This window comes from Streptomyces sp. NPDC033966 (genome assembly GCF_055575955.1).
Map to the genome: position 1 here is coordinate 375,397 of NZ_JBVIRQ010000007.1, position 18,010 is coordinate 393,406.

17 protein-coding genes and 1 pseudogene are annotated in these 18,010 nt (G+C 72.6%); 12 read left to right on the forward strand and 6 right to left on the reverse strand.

Features of this window, described 5'->3' with window-relative positions; all coding sequences use genetic code 11:
- The first annotated feature begins 8 nt into the window (after positions 1–8).
- On the forward strand, positions 9–2,105 hold the full coding sequence (locus tag ACZ518_RS22380; protein ID WP_469114751.1) for an endo-beta-N-acetylglucosaminidase: 2,097 nt from the start codon (positions 9–11) through the stop codon (positions 2,103–2,105).
- 46 nt (positions 2,106–2,151) lie between these two features.
- Here the strand turns inward: ACZ518_RS22380 and ACZ518_RS22385 are convergent, their stop codons facing one another.
- Both ACZ518_RS22385 and ACZ518_RS22390 read right to left on the reverse strand, forming a co-directional pair.
- Positions 2,152–3,564 carry a sensor histidine kinase gene (locus ACZ518_RS22385; RefSeq protein WP_469114752.1) on the reverse strand — a complete coding sequence of 471 codons (1,413 nt, stop codon included), beginning with the start codon at positions 3,562–3,564 and terminating at the stop codon, positions 2,152–2,154.
- A gap of 12 nt (positions 3,565–3,576) precedes the next feature.
- The gene (locus ACZ518_RS22390) at positions 3,577–4,275 is read right to left on the reverse strand and encodes a response regulator transcription factor (RefSeq protein ID WP_469114753.1); all 699 of its coding nucleotides are present in this window, start codon (positions 4,273–4,275) and stop codon (positions 3,577–3,579) included.
- A 277-nt stretch (positions 4,276–4,552) separates the two neighbouring features.
- Here ACZ518_RS22390 and ACZ518_RS22395 point away from each other — a divergent pair, with 277 nt between their 5' ends.
- The 8 genes from ACZ518_RS22395 (at position 4,553) to ACZ518_RS22430 (ending at position 10,822) form a co-directional block, all read left to right on the forward strand.
- Positions 4,553–5,338: an amino acid ABC transporter ATP-binding protein gene (locus ACZ518_RS22395; protein WP_469114754.1), complete on the forward strand. Its 786-nt coding sequence runs from the start codon at positions 4,553–4,555 to the stop codon at positions 5,336–5,338.
- Positions 5,339–5,436: 98 nt separating this feature from the next.
- Entirely contained in the window at positions 5,437–6,291 is an 855-nt protein-coding gene (locus tag ACZ518_RS22400; RefSeq protein WP_469114755.1) for a glutamate ABC transporter substrate-binding protein, read from the forward strand.
- An 84-nt stretch (positions 6,292–6,375) separates the two neighbouring features.
- A complete protein-coding gene (locus tag ACZ518_RS22405) occupies positions 6,376–7,050 on the forward strand; it encodes an amino acid ABC transporter permease (protein ID WP_469114756.1) in 675 nt (224 codons plus the stop codon).
- Positions 7,047–7,934 (forward strand): amino acid ABC transporter permease, encoded by an 888-nt coding sequence (locus ACZ518_RS22410; RefSeq protein ID WP_469114757.1) that lies wholly within the window; start codon positions 7,047–7,049, stop codon positions 7,932–7,934. The genes ACZ518_RS22405 and ACZ518_RS22410 overlap by 4 nt, the downstream gene beginning before the upstream one ends.
- A gap of 198 nt (positions 7,935–8,132) precedes the next feature.
- Positions 8,133–9,704, forward strand: a complete 1,572-nt coding sequence (locus ACZ518_RS22415; RefSeq protein ID WP_469114758.1) for an FAD-dependent oxidoreductase — start codon at positions 8,133–8,135, stop codon at positions 9,702–9,704.
- A 33-nt stretch (positions 9,705–9,737) separates the two neighbouring features.
- Positions 9,738–9,824, forward strand: a complete 87-nt coding sequence (locus tag ACZ518_RS22420; RefSeq protein WP_311318651.1) for a putative leader peptide — start codon at positions 9,738–9,740, stop codon at positions 9,822–9,824.
- A gap of 78 nt (positions 9,825–9,902) precedes the next feature.
- Complete coding sequence (locus tag ACZ518_RS22425; protein WP_469114759.1) at positions 9,903–10,436, forward strand: cupin domain-containing protein; 534 nt, start codon at positions 9,903–9,905, stop codon at positions 10,434–10,436.
- Positions 10,433–10,822 carry a rhodanese-like domain-containing protein gene (locus tag ACZ518_RS22430; protein WP_469114760.1) on the forward strand — a complete coding sequence of 130 codons (390 nt, stop codon included), beginning with the start codon at positions 10,433–10,435 and terminating at the stop codon, positions 10,820–10,822. Before ACZ518_RS22425 ends, ACZ518_RS22430 begins: the two co-directional genes overlap by 4 nt.
- Positions 10,823–10,913: 91 nt before the next feature.
- Here ACZ518_RS22430 and ACZ518_RS22435 read toward each other — a convergent pair whose 3' ends face one another.
- From ACZ518_RS22435 to recA, 3 genes and pseudogenes are all read right to left on the reverse strand, one after another.
- Positions 10,914–13,457 (reverse strand): FtsX-like permease family protein, encoded by a 2,544-nt coding sequence (locus tag ACZ518_RS22435; protein ID WP_469114761.1) that lies wholly within the window; start codon positions 13,455–13,457, stop codon positions 10,914–10,916.
- 262 nt (positions 13,458–13,719) lie between these two features.
- Positions 13,720–14,385 (reverse strand): annotated as a pseudogene (gene recX, locus ACZ518_RS22440) (recombination regulator RecX); the annotation flags it as partial.
- A complete protein-coding gene (gene recA, locus ACZ518_RS22445; RefSeq protein ID WP_469114762.1) occupies positions 14,298–15,404 on the reverse strand; it encodes a recombinase RecA in 1,107 nt (368 codons plus the stop codon). The gene recA and the pseudogene recX, both read right to left, overlap by 88 nt.
- Positions 15,405–15,603: 199 nt before the next feature.
- Here recA and ACZ518_RS22450 point away from each other — a divergent pair, with 199 nt between their 5' ends.
- Together ACZ518_RS22450 and ACZ518_RS22455 are read left to right on the forward strand one after the other, a co-directional pair.
- A complete protein-coding gene (locus tag ACZ518_RS22450) occupies positions 15,604–15,780 on the forward strand; it encodes a hypothetical protein (RefSeq protein WP_469114763.1) in 177 nt (58 codons plus the stop codon).
- 54 nt (positions 15,781–15,834) lie between these two features.
- Positions 15,835–16,155 carry a hypothetical protein gene (locus tag ACZ518_RS22455; protein WP_469114764.1) on the forward strand — a complete coding sequence of 107 codons (321 nt, stop codon included), beginning with the start codon at positions 15,835–15,837 and terminating at the stop codon, positions 16,153–16,155.
- A gap of 247 nt (positions 16,156–16,402) precedes the next feature.
- On the opposite strand, the gene ACZ518_RS22460 is transcribed toward ACZ518_RS22455, so the two are convergent.
- Entirely contained in the window at positions 16,403–17,233 is an 831-nt protein-coding gene (locus tag ACZ518_RS22460; protein WP_469114765.1) for a S1 family peptidase, read from the reverse strand.
- Positions 17,234–17,530: 297 nt separating this feature from the next.
- On the opposite strand from ACZ518_RS22460, the gene ACZ518_RS22465 reads away from it, so the two are divergent.
- Complete coding sequence (locus ACZ518_RS22465; protein WP_469114766.1) at positions 17,531–17,956, forward strand: hypothetical protein; 426 nt, start codon at positions 17,531–17,533, stop codon at positions 17,954–17,956.
- Positions 17,957–18,010: the final 54 nt, after the last annotated feature.

The following is an 18,010-nucleotide window of genomic DNA, read 5'->3' on the forward strand; positions in this document are numbered from 1 at the left end:
GAGCCCCGATGCCCGATTCCTCCCCCGCCCCCTTACCTCCGGCCAGACGCACCGTCCTGGCCGCCGGAGCCGCCGGTGCCGCCGGAGCCGCTCTCCCCGCCCTCCCCACCCCCGCGGCAGCCGCACCCGCCCCCACACCCCCGCCCGGCGGCCTCGCCCCCTACGCCTCCTACTGGTTCCCCGGCTCCCTCCCCCACGGCACCCCCGCCCCCGGCGTCGTCTGGCGCTCGCTCGGCGACTGGACCCCGGAGTCGGACCCGGACCTCGCCCACAACACCTCGACCGTGCCCCTCGCCCCGCGCTTCACCCCCGTTCCCGCGCACCGCGGCGCCCGCGCCGACCAGGCGCGGATCTCGGCGCTCGTCTCGTTCGGGCCGACCTCCCGCAACCCCTCCCAGGGCTCGGCGACCGCCGACCACTACGCCCTGACGCACTGGGCGTACCTCGACGAGCTGGTCTTCTGGGGCGGCTCCGCCGGCGAGGGCATCGTGCTCGCCCCCAACGCGCCGGTCGTCGACGCCGCCCACCGCAACGGGGTCCGGGTGCTGGGCAACGTCTTCCTGCCGCCCGTCCCCTACGGCGGCGACCTCCAGTGGACGCGCGACCTGGTGCGGCGGGAGCCCGACGGCCGGTTCCCGGTCGCGGAGCAGCTGGTCCGGGTGGCGGTGGCGCACGGCTTCGACGGCTGGTTCGTCAACGCCGAGACGGACGGCGGGGACAGCGCCCTCGCCACCCGCATGCGGGAGTTCCTGCGGGCGCTGCGGGCGGCGGGCGCGCCCCACGGGCTGCGCATCACCTGGTACGACGCGATGAACAGCACCGGCAGGGTCGGCTGGCAGGGCGCCCTCAACGCGCTCAACCAGGAGTTCTTCGAGGACCGTTCGGGGCGGGTCGCGGACACGGTGTTCGTGGACTTCCGCTGGACGGCGCGCACCCTCGCCGACTCCGGCGCCCTCGCCGGCCGGCTCGGCCGCAGCCGCCACGAACTGTGGGCGGCGGTGGACGTGGAGTCCAACGGCTGGGACTCCGCAGTCCAGTGGGACGCGATCGTGCCGCGCGACCGCGACCACGTGGTCAGCCTCGGCCTCTACCGGCCGGAGTGGACCCGCAACCACCTCACGGACCGCTCCCCCGGCGCCTTCCACCGCGCCGACGACCGGTTCTGGACGGGCGAGTCCCTGGATCCGTCCCGGCCCGCGCCGCAGGCCTCCTGGCGGGCCCCGGCCACCTTCGTCGCCGACCGCTCCACCGTCAGCGGGCTGCCGTTCGGCTGCTCCTTCAACACCGGACACGGCCTGCGCTGGTACGAGGACGGCGCGGTCACCTCCGAGGAGCCGTGGAACCACCTGGCACTCCAGGACCGGCTCCCGGGCCGGCGCTGGGTGGTGGACACCGCCGGGGCGCGCCCCTCGGTGACCCTGGACTTCGCGGACGCCTGGCGCGGGGGCTCCAGCCTGCTGGTGGCCGGCGCGCTCACCGCCCCCACGACCGTCGCCCTGCACTGCACGCGCCTCCCCCTGACCGGCCACGCCGTCGCGGAGCTGGTCCACACGAGCGGCGCGGGGCCGGTGGCCGTGGAGCTCGGCGTCGCCGTCCGCGAGCCGTCCGCCCCGGGCGCGCCCGTGCCGTACACCTGGCTGCCGGCCGGGACCGCGGGCGCCGGCCAGGGCTGGCGGACCTCCCGCGTCCCCCTCGCGCGCCTGGCCGGGAGGACCGCGTACGCCCTTGCCGTACGGATCACCGCGCCCGGGAAGACGGCGGTGTCCTGGCGGCTCGGTGCCCTGTCGGTACGCGACACCACCGCGCGGCGGCCCCCGGCCCCGCCCTCCCACCTGAGGGTGGAGGCCGTCTCCCGGCAGGGCGACGGCCGCGCCGAGCTCCGCCTGCGCTGGAACCGGGCAGCCGGGCCGGTCCGGCACTACGAGCTCCACCGCCGCCTGCCCGACGGCACCCGCCGCTTCCTGGCCGGCACCTGCGCGGCCGCCCTCCACCTGCCCTCCGTCGTCCGCGCGGCCGGGGAGCGGGCGGCCGTCCTCGAGCTCCGGACGGTGGACGAGACGTACGCCGTCTCCGCGCCGGCCCGCACCGAGCTGCCCTGGAGCTAGTGCCGTGCCGGGAAAGGTCCACCGGGTCGCGGCGCCCGGCACGGCACTAGAACTCCTTTGGGTCGGTGCGGGGCACGGCCACCGTCACGCGCAGTCCGTGCGGCGGGTTCGTCTCGTAGGAGATGGACCCGCCGCCCGAGGCGAGCAGGGCGCGTGAGATCGACAGGCCGAGACCGGAGCCCTTCACGTTCTGGTGGCGGCCGCTGCGCCAGAAGCGGTCGCCGACGCGCAGCAGCTCCTCCTCGGTCAGGCCGGGGCCCCGGTCGGCGACGACGACGAGCGCGCTGCGTCCCTCGGCGGAGACCGTCACCTCGACCTCCTCCCCGGCGGGGGTGAACTTCAGGGCGTTGTCGATGACGGCGTCGAGGGCGCTGGACAGGGCGATGGGGTCGGCCCAGCCGGTGACGGCGGTACGGCCCGCCTCGGTGAGCCGTACGCCCTTCTCCTCGGCGTAGGGCCGCCAGGCGGCCACCCGTTCGGCGGCGAGCTCCCCGATGTCGGTGAGGCTGATCTCGGCGGAGGCGTGTTCGGCGAGCGCCAGGTCCAGCAGGTCGTCCAGGACCTGGGCGAGGCGTTTGCCCTCGGTGCGCACGGAGGCGATCTCCTCGTTGCCCTCGGGGAGTTCGAGGGCGAGGAGCTCGATGCGCAGGAGCAGCGCGGCGAGCGGGTTGCGCAGCTGGTGGGAGGCGTCCGCCACGAACGCCCGCTGCTGCTCCAGTACCTCTTCGACGTTGTCGGCCATCTCGTTGAACGAGCGGGCCAGGCGTCTGAGTTCCGGCGGGCCGCTCGCGGCGGCGACGCGGGAGTTCATCCGGCCGGTGGCGATGCCGTGCGCGGCGGCGTCCAGGGTCCGTACGGGCTTGAGCACCCAGCTGGTCAGGCGCAGGGCGGCGCCGAAGGCGACCAGCATGGCGGCGGTGAGGCCGGCGGCGATGATCAGCCAGCCGCGCAGGATCCGGGCGCGCATCTGGTCGGTGGGTGATTCGGTGGCGACGACGGCGACGACGTCGCCGTCGAGGACGACCGGGGAGACGACGAGGAGTTTGCCGCTGGTCTGCCAGGGCCAGACCTGGCCGGGGTCGTGGCTGCGCCGGCCGGCGAGGGCGTCTTCGAAGGCGCGCTTGCCTTCCTTGGACTCGGGGACCTGCCACCAGCCGGGCGCGCGGACCATGGCGTTGTCGTCGCGGTAGAAGATGCCGACGCGGATGCCGTACAGCTCCTGGTAGCGGGCGAGTTCGAGCTGGAGGGTGTCGCGGCGCTCGTCGGCGCCGGTGGCTCCGGAGCCCTCGGCGTCGACGACGAACTGCGCGAGGGCGGCGAAGCGGGCGCTGTCGTCGATGCGGTCGACCACCACCCGCTGCTGCTGGGCGGCGGCGAGGCTGACGGCGAGCGGGAGGCCGAGCGCGATCAGGACGCCCGCCATCAGGATGACCAGGAGCGGGAGCAGCCGGGTGCGCACGGCGGGGACCCGCTAGGGGGCGGCCGGGGTGACGAGCCGGTAGCCCACCCCGCGGACGGTCTCGATGAGCGCGGGCATGCCGAGCTTGGAGCGCAGCGAGGCGACGTGGACCTCGAGGGTGCGGCCGGTGCCCTCCCAGCTGGTGCGCCACACCTCGCTGATGATCTGCTCGCGGCGGAAGACCACGCCGGGCCGCTGCGCGAGCAGGGCCAGCAGGTCGAACTCCTTGCGGGTGAGCGGTACGTCGCTGCCGTTGACGGTGACGCGGCGGGTGGGCAGCTCGACGGCGACGGAGCCGAGCCGGACGGTGCCGGGGGCGCTCTCGGTGGTGGCCTCGTCGGAGGCGCCGGTGCGCCGGGCGACGGCGTGGATGCGGGCGAGGAGTTCCCCGGTGTCGTACGGCTTGACCACGTAGTCGTCGGCGCCCATGTTCAGGCCGTGGATGCGCGAGCGGACGTCGCCGCGGGCGGTGACCATGATGACGGGCGTGGACGTGCGCTTGCGGATCTTGCCGCAGACCTCGTAGCCGTCCTGGTCGGGCAGGCCCAGGTCCAGCAGCACCACGCCGAAGGGCTTGGCCCCGGCCGGCAGCAGCGCCTGGAGGGCCTCCTCGCCGTTGCGGGCATGGGTCACCTGGAAGCCGTGCCGGGCGAGGATCGCCGACAGGGCGGCGGCGACGTGGTCGTCGTCCTCGACGAGCAGCAGCCTCATGGCGTCCCCCTTCCCGATTCTTCCGCTTCAGCTTCCGTACACATGGTCACCATGCATCCACACCCATGGGAGAGCCCCACGTCAAGAGGGTTCCGGTCCGGCGAGTCTTCCGTTATGCACCCGGTACGAGTACATCGCGCCCTTCATGGGTACCGGGTACGGAGCGTATCGGTGCGAGGCCGTTTCGTTATGCTCAATTCTCCCTCAGATGTAATGACGGTGTGCTCATCTCGTCACTACATTCCTCCCAACCGACGGAGGACGGAGCAAGAAGCCGATGAGCGGAGTATCAGTGACCAAGGACGTGGAGGATGCGGCCGGTGCCGCCGACGACCTGGTCGTACTGAGCAACGTCAACAAGCACTTCGGCGCGCTGCACGTGCTTCAGGACATCGATCTGAGCATTGCCCGCGGTGAGGTCGTCGTGGTGATCGGGCCCTCGGGCTCGGGCAAGTCGACGCTGTGCCGGACCATCAACCGGCTGGAGACCATCGACTCGGGCAGCATCACGCTGGACGGGAAGCCCCTTCCGGCCGAGGGCAGGGAACTGGCCCGGCTGCGCGCGGACGTGGGCATGGTCTTCCAGTCGTTCAACCTGTTCGCACACAAGACGGTGCTGCAGAACGTGATGCTGGGTCAGCTCAAGGTCCGCAAGACGGACCAGGCGACGGCCCTGGAGAAGGCGAAGGCCCTGCTGGACCGGGTGGGCGTCGGCGCACAGGCCGACAAGTACCCGGCACAGCTGTCCGGTGGCCAGCAGCAGCGCGTGGCGATCGCCCGGGCGCTGGCCATGGACCCGAAGGTGATGCTCTTCGACGAGCCCACCTCGGCTCTGGACCCGGAGATGATCAACGAGGTGCTGGAGGTCATGCAGCAGCTCGCCCGCGAGGGCATGACGATGGTCGTCGTGACGCACGAGATGGGCTTCGCCCGATCGGCGGCCGACCGCGTCGTTTTCATGGCGGACGGAAAGATCGTCGAACAGGCCACTCCGGAGCAGTTCTTCAGCGCCCCGAAGAGCGACCGCGCCAAGGACTTCCTCTCGAAGATCCTGCACCACTGACGCTCTCGTCTGGTAGTGATCCGATCGACGGCTCGTGCCGTCGCCCACGACGTGTCCTGCTCGTCGTTCAACAACGTCTCACCCGAGGGAAGTTCACCATGAAGGTTCTCAAGACCGGCGCTGCCGTTGCCACGGCCGTCGTTCTCGCCCTGACGGCGACCGCCTGTGGCGGCGGCAGCAAGGACGCGGCGAGCGACGGTGGCGCGTCCGGCGGCACCAAGTCGGACAAGATCGTCATCGGCATCAAGTTCGACCAGCCGGGTCTGGGCCTCAAGACCCCGGACGGCAAGTTCGAGGGCTTCGACGTCGACGTGGCGACCTACGTCGCCAAGGAGCTCGGCTACCAGCCGGACCAGATCGAGTGGAAGCAGGCCATCAGCGCCGAGCGCGAGAACCTGATCTCCAACGGCGACGTCAAGTTCATCGCCGCCACCTACTCGATCAACGACAAGCGCAAGGCGAAGGTCGACTTCGCCGGCCCGTACTTCCTGGCCCACCAGGACCTGCTGGTCCGCGCCGACGACAACTCGATCACCAAGGTCGAGGACCTCAACAAGCGCAAGCTCTGCTCGGTCACGGGCTCCACCTCGGCACAGAACATCAAGAAGGACCTGGCCAAGGACGCCGACCTGCTGGAGCAGGGCGGCTACTCCGAGTGCCTCACCGCGCTGGAGAACAAGTCCGTGGACGCACTGACCACGGACAACTCGATCCTCGCCGGCTACGCCGCGCAGGAGAAGAACAAGGGCAAGTTCAAGCTCGTCGGCCTGAGCATGAGCAACGAGAACTACGGCATCGGTCTGAAGAAGGGCGACAAGGACCTCCAGACCAAGATCAACGCCGCGCTCAGGAAGATGGTCGCGGACGGTTCGTGGGAAGCGGCCATCAAGAAGAACCTCGGCCCGGCCGACTACAAGAACGAGCCTGCCCCGCAGATCACCGAAGGCAGCTGATTTCCCGGTGGGGTGCACCGCCGCCCGCCCGTCCGCGGGCGGCGGCGTACCCCACCGGCCATCCTGGGGAGAGCGCAGGGCAACGTGTTCGACTTTCTTGATTCCGGGCAGTACGACCTGCTCGGAGCCTTCTGGGTGACGGTTCAGCTCACCCTCTACTCGGCGGTGGGCTCCCTCATATGGGGCACCGTCCTGGCCGGGATGCGGGTCAGCCCGGTCCCGCTGATGCGGGCCTTCGGCACCGCGTACGTCAATCTGGTACGCAACACGCCGCTGACCCTGCTGGTCATCGGCAGCTCGCTGGGCCTCAGCCAGACCCTGGGCTTCGACATGGGCGGCAGCACCTTCAAGGAGACCGGCTTCCGGCTCGCCGTCCTCGCGCTGACGGCCTACACGGGCACCTTCGTCTGCGAGGCGCTGCGTTCGGGCATCAACACCGTGCCCGTCGGCCAGGCCGAGGCGGCCCGCGCGCTGGGGCTGGGCTTCTTCCAGGTGCTCACCCTGATCGTGCTCCCCCAGGCCTTCCGGGCGGTCATCGCGCCGCTCGCCAACGTACTGATCGCGCTCACCAAGAACACCACGGTGGCCGCGGCCATCGGCGTGGCCGAGGCGGCCCTGCTGATGAAGGAAATGATCGAGAACGAGGCGGACGCGCTCTTCGCCGTGTTCGGGATCTTCGCCCTCGGCTTCTGCCTGCTGACCCTTCCCACCGGTCTGCTGCTGGGCTGGGTGGCCAAGCGAGTGGCGGTGAAGCGATGAGCTCCGTGCTGTACGACGTTCCCGGCCCCAAGGCCAAGGTCCGCAACTGGATCTTCACGGCCGTCTTCGTGGCGGTCTTCGCGCTCGCCGCGTGGTGGATCCTGTCCGTGATGGCGGAGAAGAACCAGCTCGACGCCGACAAGTGGACCCCCTTCGTCACCGACGGTCGGATCTGGACCACCTACCTGATCCCCGGCCTGCTGGAGACCCTGAAGGCCGGCGCGATCGCCATGGTGATCGCCCTGCCGCTGGGCGCCCTGCTGGGGATGGGCCGGCTGTCCGACCACGCCTGGGTGCGCGTGCCGGTCGGTGCGGTCGTGGAGTTCTTCCGCGCCATCCCGGTCCTGATGCTGATGGTCTTCGGCTCGGCCTTCTTCGTGCAGTTCGTGCCTGCCGTGTCCTCCGAGTTCCGGCCGCTGTACGCGGTGATCACCGGTCTGGTCCTGTACAACGCGGCGGTCATCGCGGAGATCGTCCGCGCGGGCGTGCTCTCCCTGCCGCGCGGCCAGACGGACGCCGCCAAGGCGATCGGCATGCGCAAGGGCCAGACCATGGTCTACGTCCTCATCCCGCAGGCGGTCACGGCGATGCTGCCCGCCCTGGTCAGCCAGCTCGTGGTGATCCTCAAGGACACCGCGCTCGGCGGCTCGCTGCTCGGCCTGACCGAGTTGCTTGCGACGAACCGGCAGATCTCGGCGAACTACAGCAACACCATCGCCACCCTCGTGGTGATCGCCCTGATCTACATCGCGGTGAACTTCGCCCTCACCTCCTTCGCCTCCTGGATGGAGGGCCGGCTGCGGAAGTCGAAGAAGAGCACCGGCGCGGTGGTCGGCGTGGCCGAAGTGGACGACATGGCCACCGGCGCCTCGGCCGCGGGGTGACCGGAGGACCGGTCGAGCCCGGCCGGAAGGCCGCCGGAGGGCTGACGTAGGGTCAGCCGTAGTGCGTAGCCCGTGTGGTGCGGCGGAATCCTCCGCCGCACCACACGGCGCTGTCCCGGCCCGGGGTCACTTGACGCAGGAACCTCCAGTGGGTTGCATACGTTCTGTGATCACATACCGGACATCGGGAGCCGCATCATGGACCCGGTGATCGTCGTCGGCGCGGGACCCGTCGGGCTGTCCCTGTCCCTCGCCCTGGCCGGACACGGCGTGCCCAGCGTGCTGCTCGACGAGGGGCCCGGCAAGGACGAGCCCCGGCCCGCCCGCAGTGTCGTGCTGCACTCCGACACCGCCGCCATGGTCCACCGGCTGGGCTGTACGACGCTGCGCGACGAGGGCGCGCAGTACGCGGCCTGGCGCACCATGAAGCGCCGCCAGGAGTCCCGGCGGATCACCTTCGAGGACCACCCGGCCCCCCTGCACCTGCCGCAGCACGCCCTCGTGCGCGGGCTGCGCGGCGCCGCCACGGCGCACCCCCTGGTCCAGCTGGTCACCGGCGCCAAGCTGGACTCCTTCGAGCAGGACGACCACGGGGTCACCGTCCGCACCCGGGGCACCGAGAGCACCTGGTGGCGCGGCAGCCACCTCGTCGGCTGCGACGGGGCCCGCTCCACCGTCCGCAAGCTGCTCGGCATCCGCTTCCCCGGCCGGACCGCCGTCGAGCGGCACGCCGTGGCCGCCCTGCGCGCCGAACTTCCCTGGCCCGGCGAAGCCTTGCTGCACCGCAACCCGCCGTCCGGGCCCGAGGAGGTCACCGCCCGGCCGCTGCCCGACGGGGTGTGGCGGCTCGACTGGCTGCTGCCCGCGCGCGGGGACCTCGTCACGCCCGACGCGCTGGTCACCCTCGTCCGGGACACCCTGGCCCTGTGGTGCGGCGGCACGACTCCCCCGTACGACCTCATCGACACCGGCGTGCACACCCTCCACCACCGGCTCGCCCTGCGCTGGCGCGACGGCCGGGCCTTCCTCGTCGGGGACGCCGCGCACCTGCTGGGCGCGGTCGGCACCCAGGGCGTCGAGGAGGGGCTGCGCGACGCCGAGAACCTCGCCTGGAAGCTGGCCCTGGCCTGGCACCAGGGCGCCTCCGAGGCGCTGCTCGACAGCTACGAGGGCGAACGGCGCACCGCCGTCGCCGCCCGGCTGCGCGCCGCCGACCAGGCCGTGCCCGTACTGCGCGGCGGGGGCGGCCTGCGCACCCTGCTGCCGGGGACGGGGCGTTCCGCCGAAACCCTGCTGACCGACGGGCACCTGGGGCGCGGCCCGCTGGGCGCGCCGCCCGTGTACGCCCCGCCCGTGGCCGTACGCGAGGTCCCGACGGCGACCGAGCCGGGCGGGCCCGTGGCGGACGTGCCCGTGACCGCGCCCGACGGGGCCACCGTCCCGCTGCGCGACCTGCTGGGGCGGGGCCGGCTGCTGGTGCTGCTGGTCGCGCCGGGCACGGGGGTGTGGGACCGGCGGCACTGGCAGAGCGCCGGGGTGATGCCCCGCCTCGCGGCGGCCGTGAGCGCGCTGCCGGTCCCGGCCGACCTGCTGGTCGCCGACGCCTACCCGGGGGCTCCGGCGCACACCGTGCTGCTGCTGCGGCCGGACGGGCACCTGGCGGCCACCTTCGCGGGGGTCCGGCCGGCCGAGCTGTACGCGGCGGCGGACGCCGTCCGGGCGGGCGCCCCGGCGGGCTCTCCCGCCACACCCGCCCCCGTGATCGATTGACCGCTCTCGGGGGCGCGTGGTTCACTCGCGGACATGACCGGCAACGACGTACGCCTGTGGCGGAGGGTTCATATGGACCTGCTCCGCTACGCGGGCTGCGTGTGTCGCCCCTCCTGCTGATTCGCCTTCCCTCCGCGCGCCCCTGAGCCCTGCCGGCCCGGCGCGCGCACCTTCGCGAACCCCAGGACGGTCACATCCATGCCCCCCGTGTACACGCACGCCCCCGCCCGCCCGTCGTCCGCCCCGACGGCCGCGGAACTCCTCGCCTTCGCCCTGCGCACCGCCTCCGACCCGGCGATCGTCGACTCGCTCCCCCTCGACCCGGAGGGCCGCACCTGGATCCGGCTCGACGGACCGGGCGGCAGCGAGGCCTGGCTGATCGGCTGGCCCCCGGGCACCGGAACCGGCTGGCACGACCACGCCGAGTCCCGGGGCGCGTTCGCCACCGCGCGGGGCCGGCTGACGGAGCACTCCCTGACGGTCCGGCTGCCCTCGGAGGGCTGGCAGAGCCTGGAACTGGCCCCCGACGTGGACCGCACCCGCAGCCTCGGCGCGGGCACCGGGCGGGCCTTCGGCGAGCACCACGTCCACGAGGTGCTCAACGAGTCCGTCTCGGAGCACGCCGTCTCCGTCCACGCGTACTACCCGCCGCTGCCGCTGATCCGCCGGTACAGCCGCAGCGGTCCGGTGCTGCGGCTGGAGCACGTCGAGCGTCCGGCGGACTGGCAGTGAGCGCCGTGGGCATCGATGCCCTGCTGGAGCGGGTCCGTGCGACGTACGACCGGATCGGGGCGCGGGAGGCGTACGAGGCTTCCCTGGACGGGGCCCTGCTGGTGGACATCCGCTACCAGGCGCTGCGCGAGCGGGACGGGCTGATCCCGGGGGCGGTGGTCGTGGAGCGCAACGAACTGGAGTGGCGGCTGGACCCCTTGGGCTCCCACCGCCTCCCGGAGGCCGTCTCGCACGACCTGCGGGTGGTGGTGATCTGCAACGAGGGCTACGCCTCCTCGCTAGCCGCCGCTTCCCTGCACGCGCTGGGGCTGCACCGGGCGACGGACCTCACGGGCGGCTTCCAGGCCTGGAAGTCCGCGGGCCTGCCCACCACCGCCCCTTCCTGAAGCGCCCCCGCCCCTTCCTGAAGCGCCGCCGCCCCTCCCCCGTCCGGTCCGGTCCGGAAGGGGGAGGGGCGGCCGGCCGGCGGACCCGGGGTCACGCCTTGGAGGTGGCCACCTCCACCGGGCGGAGCCGGAGCGCGGCCCGGCCCGGCAGGGCGGTGGCGGCCAGCGCCAGCAGCCCGGCCGCGCCGATCACCACGCCGTACACCAGCGGCAGCACCGCCGGCGCCGCCACCCCCGTCATGCCCACGCTGAACGCGGTCAGCACGGCCAGCGAGATCCCGGCCCCGAGCACCGCCCCGATCAGCAGCACGGCCAGGGTCTCCGTGCGCAGCATCCGCAGCACCTGCCGGCGCTTCGCCCCGGCCAGCCGCAGCATCGCGAACTCCCGGAACCGCTCGGCGGTGGACATCGCGAGGGTGTTGACCACCGCGATGGCGGTGAAGGCCAGCACCAGGCCCATGGCCAGCAGGTTGATCTCGGCGCCGGCCGCCTGCCGTTCGGCCCGGGCCGTGTCGGCCTCCGCCGCGGACAGGACCGCGATCCCCGGGGCGGCCAGCCGCTCCCGGCCGACCGAGGGCTCCGCCGCGACGAGCACGGCGGCGGCGAGGGGGTTGTCCACGTGCGCGGCCACCAGGCCGTGCGGCAGTGTCAGGTCGCCGAAGCCCAGGCCCCGCCCGTACACGGCGGACACCGTCAGCGTCACCGGGGTCCCGTCGCCCAGCGTCAGCTTGAGCGGGCTGCCGGGCTTCAGCCCCAGCTGGTCGGCGGCGAGTTCGCTGACGGCGGCGCTGTTCTCGCCGAAGCCGTCCAGGCTGCCGCGGGTGACCTCCGGGTCCCAGGTGCGGGTCAGGCCCGCCGGGGTCACGCCCTGGGCCGCGTACTTGGTCAGGCCGACCCGTACCGACGTGTGCACGATCTCGGTGGCCGCGGTGACGCCCGGGGTGCGGCGGATCCGTTCGGCGGTACCGGCGCTCACGCCGGGGCCCTGCGCGGTGACGACCCACTGGGCGCGGACCCCTTCGCGGGCCTGTGCCCGGGCCGCGTCGCCGAGGGTCGGGGTGACGAAGAGCACGGTGCAGGTCATGCCGATGAGGAGGGTGAGCGGGGTGACGGCGGAGGCCATGCGGGTGGCGTTGCCGCGCAGGTTCGCGGTGGCCAGCCGGCCGCCGGGGCCGGCCAGCCGCAGCGGTCCGGCGATCAGCGCGGCCGCGAGCCGGACCAGCAGCGGGCCGAGCAGCGACACCGCGCCGGCCAGCACCACCACGGCCAGGAAGGTCACCGGGGTGGAGGCGGGCTCGGTGCGCAGCGAGCCGAGTACGACGACCAGCACCGCTCCGCCGGCCAGCAGGAGCAGTCCGGCCAGGGTCCGGATCCAGGAAGGGCGGGCCCGCTCGACGGCGGCTTCGGCCAGGGCCTCGGCGGGGCGGATCCGGGCGATCCGGCGACCGGTGATCCGTGCGGCGGCCCAGGCTCCGAGCAGGCTGGCTCCGACGGCGGCGAACATCGGGAAGATCCCGGCGGTGCGCTCCAGGGTGGCCGGGATCACTCCGCTGCTGACGAAGCGGCCGTGCAGCCAGGCGGCGAGGGGCAGTCCGGCGAGGGAGCCCGCGATGCCGGCGGCCAGGCCGACGAGCAGCGCCTCGCGGCCGATCATGCGGCGCAGCTGCTTGGGGGTGGCGGCGATGGCGCGCAGCAGGGCGAGTTCGCGGTAGCGCTGCTGGACGGAGAGGGCGAAGGTGCCGACGACCACGAGGATCGCGACGAGCAGGGACGTGCCGCCCATGGCTCCGCCCATGGAGACGAGCTTGATCCGTGCTCCGGCGGCGTCGAGGAACTCGACGGGACCGCGGTCGTCCCCGGCGGCGACCTGTGCGGTGGCGCCCTGCGGGGTGGCGGCCAGCGCCTGCCGGACCTGTCCGGCGAGCCGGCCGGCGTCGGCTCCGGGCCGGGGCAGCACTCCGACGGCGGTGACCTGTCCGGCGCGGGCGGCGAGCCGCTCGGCCTCGGTGTCGCTGAAGAACAGGGAGGTCTGCCGGCCGAGGTCGCCGTGGCCGGTCCGCGCGATGCCGCTGACGGTGTAGGTCTTCGGCTCGCCGGTGGCCTGTACGGTCAGCCGCGCCCCGGCGGCGATTCCCGCCCGGGCGGCGAGGGCGCGGTCGATGACGACCTCGTCGCCGCCCTGGGGGGCGCGGCCCTCGGCGAGGGTGAAGGGGGTGAGGACGGCGGAGGTCCAGGCGTGCCCGTACGAGGGCCTGGCCGGGTCGGCCGGGGCCTTGAGGACCGGGACGGCCTGGAAGGTCAGCTCGGGCACGGCCCGCTCGACGCCGGGGACGGAGCGTACGGTCTCCACGGTGGAGGCCGGAAGCCAGGCCCGCTCGGCGACCGGCTTGGCCTTGTGCTTCGTCTTGGTCTTGCCCTTCTTCTCCTTGACCGTCGTCTGGTGGACGTTCTGGTCGGCGGCGACGACCACCGGAGTGCCGGCGTAGCGCTCGGTGGCGATCCGGCCGCGGAGTCCGGTCTCCAGGAGGGTGCCGCAGGCGGTGATCAGGGCCGCCGCGCACAGGAGCGCGACGAAGGCTCCGAGGAAGCCGGCTTTGCGGTCCCGGATGGTCTGAAGGGCGTAACGCAGCATCATGCGGTCAACTCTGGCCGCGCGCCCGTTTTCCGGCACTGGAGCGCCCCGGCGTCCCCGTGCGGGGGCTACCCCCACCCCCTAGGGCTGTGGCCGGGAAGGTTTGCCGGGTCGCGGTGTCCGGTGCGGTGCATCGCAAGGCGGAGGGCCGCGGCTCGTACTGGACGTACTTGCGCGGTCCGACAACGCGGCGAGGTGCCGTGCCGGGCGCCGCGACCCGGTGGACCTTTCCGGGCACGGCACTAGCCCCCGATCGGACCCGGAGTCAGTACCCGGGGTACCCCGGCTCGTCGGCGTCCTCGGCCTCGCCCTCGGTCTCCAGCGCGCGCCGGACCACCCGCAGGGCCATGCCCTCCGGGTATCCCTTGCGGGCGAGCATCCCGGCGAGGCGCCGGATCCGCTTGTCCCGCTCCATGCCGCGGGTGCTGCGGAGCTTGCGCTCCACGAGTTCCCGGGCGGTCTGCTCCTCCTGCTCGAAGTCCAGCTGTTCCAGCGCTTCCTGGACGAGGGTGGTGTGCACCCCCTTGGTCCGCAGCTCCTGCGCGAGCGCCCGGCGGGCCAGGCCCCGGCCGCGGTGCCGGGACTCCACCCAGGCCCCGGCGAAGGCGGCGTCGTCGATCAGGCCCACCTCCTCGTACCGGGAGAGGACCTCCTGCGACACCTCCTCGGGGATGCCCCGCTTCGCCAGGGCCTCCTCCAGCTGCCGCCGGGTGCGCGGCATCCCGGTGAGCAGGCGCAGGCAGATCGCCCGCGCCTGCTCCTCGGGACTCTGGGGCGGCAGCTCCTGGCGGCCCTCACGGCCGCCCCTCGCTCTGCCGCCCCTCTCCTGCTCTTCCCGCACGGTCAGCTCTTGGCCACGGCGGCCTTGGCCGCGGGCTTGGCCTTCGACGCCGGGGCCGGCACGGAGGCGTCGGCCGACGCGGCCGCGGCGGGCTCGGCACCCTCGCTGTCCTTGCGGACGCCCACGCCGAGCTTCTCCTTGATCTTCCGCTCGATCTCGTTGGCGAGGTCGGGGTTGTCCTTGAGGAAGTTGCGGGCGTTCTCCTTGCCCTGGCCCAGCTGGTCGCCCTCGTACGTGTACCAGGCGCCGGCCTTGCGGATGAAGCCGTGCTCCACGCCCATGTCGATCAGGCCGCCCTCGCGGCTGATGCCCTGGCCGTAGAGGATGTCGAACTCGGCCTGCTTGAAGGGGGGCGCGACCTTGTTCTTGACGACCTTGCAGCGGGTGCGGTTGCCGACCGCCTCCGTGCCGTCCTTCAGGGTCTCGATGCGGCGGATGTCGATGCGCACGGAGGCGTAGAACTTCAGCGCGCGGCCACCGGTCGTGGTCTCCGGCGAGCCGAACATCACACCGATCTTCTCGCGGAGCTGGTTGATGAAGATCGCGGTGGTCTTGGACTGGTTCAGCGCACCGGTGATCTTGCGGAGGGCCTGGCTCATCAGGCGGGCCTGGAGACCCACGTGGGAGTCGCCCATCTCGCCCTCGATCTCCGCGCGCGGCACGAGCGCCGCGACGGAGTCGATGACGATCAGGTCGAGCGCGCCGGAGCGGACCAGCATGTCGACGATCTCGAGGGCCTGCTCGCCGGTGTCCGGCTGGGACAGGATGAGGTTGTCGGTGTCCACGCCGAGGGCCCGGGCGTACTCGGGGTCGAGCGCGTGCTCGGCGTCCACGAAGGCGACGGTGCCGCCGGCCTTCTGCGCGTTGGCCACGGCGTGCAGGGTCAGGGTCGTCTTACCGGAGGACTCCGGGCCGTAGATCTCGACCACACGGCCGCGCGGCAGACCGCCGACGCCGAGGGCGATGTCCAGCGCGGTCGACCCGGTGGGGATGACCTCGATGGGGTCGTTCGGCTTGTCGCCGAGGCGCATGACCGCACCCTTGCCGAATTGCCGTTCAATCTGCGCGAGCGCGGCGTCGAGAGCCTTCTCGCGGTCGGTGCCTGCCATGGGTTCCACCCGGTTTGCTTGAGTCGATCGCTTCACGCCATTGACGCTAACGCCTGCCACTGACAATGCGCTCCCACGCCCGTTTCGGCTGTGGATAACCCATCAGAATGGATGTTCGATTTCCCTGTCAAGCGAGCCACGCCCGCCCCGGCGGCCCCGTCCCGCGCCGGGGTGCGGGCGCCGTTGCTACGGTCACCGGATGACCGGCTGGGACGCGCAGGGCGTACGCGCACGGATACGGGAGATGGCGGCGGGGGACCCGGGGCGGGAGCGTTTCGGGGCGGGCACGCACCGGTACGAGCTGGCGCCCCGGGTGCCGGAGGCGGAGATCCGGGCCTTCGAGGAATCCCACGGCATCGGCCTGCCGCGGGAGTAACGGTCCTTCGTCGCGGAGGTGGGCGACGGCCCCGCCGGACCCTGTCACGGGTTGATGCCGTTGGCCGTCCCCCGCCCGGAGGCCGGCGAGGACTGGGCCGTGGACGACGAGTGGCGGGAAGACCGGCTCCCGGGCCGCCTCGCCCGGCCGTTCCCCCTCACCGATCCACTTCCCGGCCGGATCCGCGGGCCGGAGGAGGCGCTGACCCGGGGCACGCTCATGCTTGCCGAACGGGGGTGCGGCATCTTCGTCAGACTGGTCCTGAACGGCCCACGGAGGGGCGAGGTCTGGCAGATCGATCCGGACTGGGGCGGCTTCGTGCCCGTGAGCACGGGCTTCCGCTCCTGGTACGCGGCGTGGCTGGGGAGCCCGTAGGGCGCCTCACACCGTGCGCGCGAGCGACCGGCACCCACTGTCGGTGCGGGGGCCCGGCCTGGCCCGATGGCGTACGCGAGAGAGACGGGCTTCCGGGCCGGGGTCGTGTTGCCGGTCGCGCGCCCCTTCCCTCCCGCCGTGGTCGGGCAGGGCGCGCGGCACGGTCACGTCGAGGTCTCACCCACCCCCTGACCGGGGCCCGCCCCGCGCGCGGGCCCCGGCTACGGGCAGGGGTCGGGGGCAGAGGTTACGGCTTCGGCAGGGTGCAGCCGGGGCGGTTCAGGTCGATCTGGTTGCCGGGGCCGATGCACGGGACGAGGGTGTAGGTCTGCTGGGCGTAGTTGATGCCCTGGCGGACCGTCACGTTGCCGCTCGCGTCGACCTCGCACGGGTTGTTGTCGGTGCAGCTCTGGCCGTCCTCGTTGCCCGTGTTGTTGACGGCGACGACCTTGCCCGTCGTGGTGTCGATCACCGGCGAGCCGGACGTGCCGCCGATGGTGTTGCAGGACGAGGTGTAGCGGACCGAGTCCTTCCAGGTCCAGGCGCCCTCCTTGAGGCGGTACGCGAACCCGTCGACGTTGCAGCTGTAGGTGCGCTTCCAGTACCCGGAGACGACCTTGATGGACGAACCCTCCACCGGGTGGGCGTCGTTGAGGGTGAGCGCGGCTATCCCGTACTGGCTCTGGATCTGCGCGTACGTCTTGGTCAGCTGGTAGAGCGAGACGTCCGTGTCCGTCATCGTCCCGTACGCGATCTTGCTGGCGCGCAGCGTCGCGACCTTCGAGCCGGAGGCGTTGAGCAGGGAGAACGTGCGGCTGGACGCCCTGTTGACGAGGACTTCGCCGGGCGCCGGGAAGCCGGTCTCCAGGCAGTGCCCGTTGGAGAGGACGAGCGCGGGGTCGCCGGGCTGGGAGTTCGGGGTGCGGACGACGGAGCCGGAGCAGTTGCTGAGCGCGACCGTGCCCGCGTACGTGACCGCGAGGGCGGGCGCGGTGTCGGAGGCCGAGGCCATGGCCGGGGCGGCCGCCACTCCGGTCAGGAGTAAGGAGAGTGCGGCGGCGGCGAGAGGCTTGTTCATGTGGGGGGTCCCCTCTGGTGACGGATGCGACGACCGAAGATCTCCGGTTGTCATGCGCATTCTCAAACCCGGGGACACAACCCACAAGAGGGCCTTCCCGGTTGGGCGCCACCCCCACCGGAACGACCGGAAGCACATCCGGAATGAACCATTCCAACCCCGCACGAGGCGGGCGCCGCCTGCCATACCGGGGCGCATGGGCCACCGCCCCGGGCTGGAGCGAAACCGCCCCCGAACGGCCGGTACTCTGCGGTGCCCCCGACGACGGGGGCCGTGAAATTCCGCTCAGGAGGACCCATGGCCATCAAGAAGGCCACGATCCAGCAGCAGGTGGCAGAAGCCCTCGCCCAGGCCAACCCCACCGACAAGCCCATCGTCACGATCCAGGCCATCGCCGGCCCCAGCGTGTGGCTGATGAGCATGCTCGGCCTCATCGGCCAGGCGTTCCTCACCTACTACTTCGTCACCGTCACCGAGCAGGCCGTGGTGCTCCACAAGGCGAGCCGGATGAGCAACCGCCCCCAGGAGATCGTCTTCGCGATATCCCCCGCCGAGGCCGTCGGCAGCATCACCGAGGTCAAGCGCAACGCCATCTGGAGCTCCTTCCGCATGCAGCTCCCCGGCCAGGCCGCGCCGACGCGGATGAACGTGCACCGCATCTGGCGGGGCGAGATGGACCAGCTGCTCGGCCTGCTGACGGGTCAGAACCAGCCGACCGCCTGACGTCTGACGGCCCGGCCGGCGGAGGGGGTCCCGTCCCCAGCCCCCTCCGCCCCC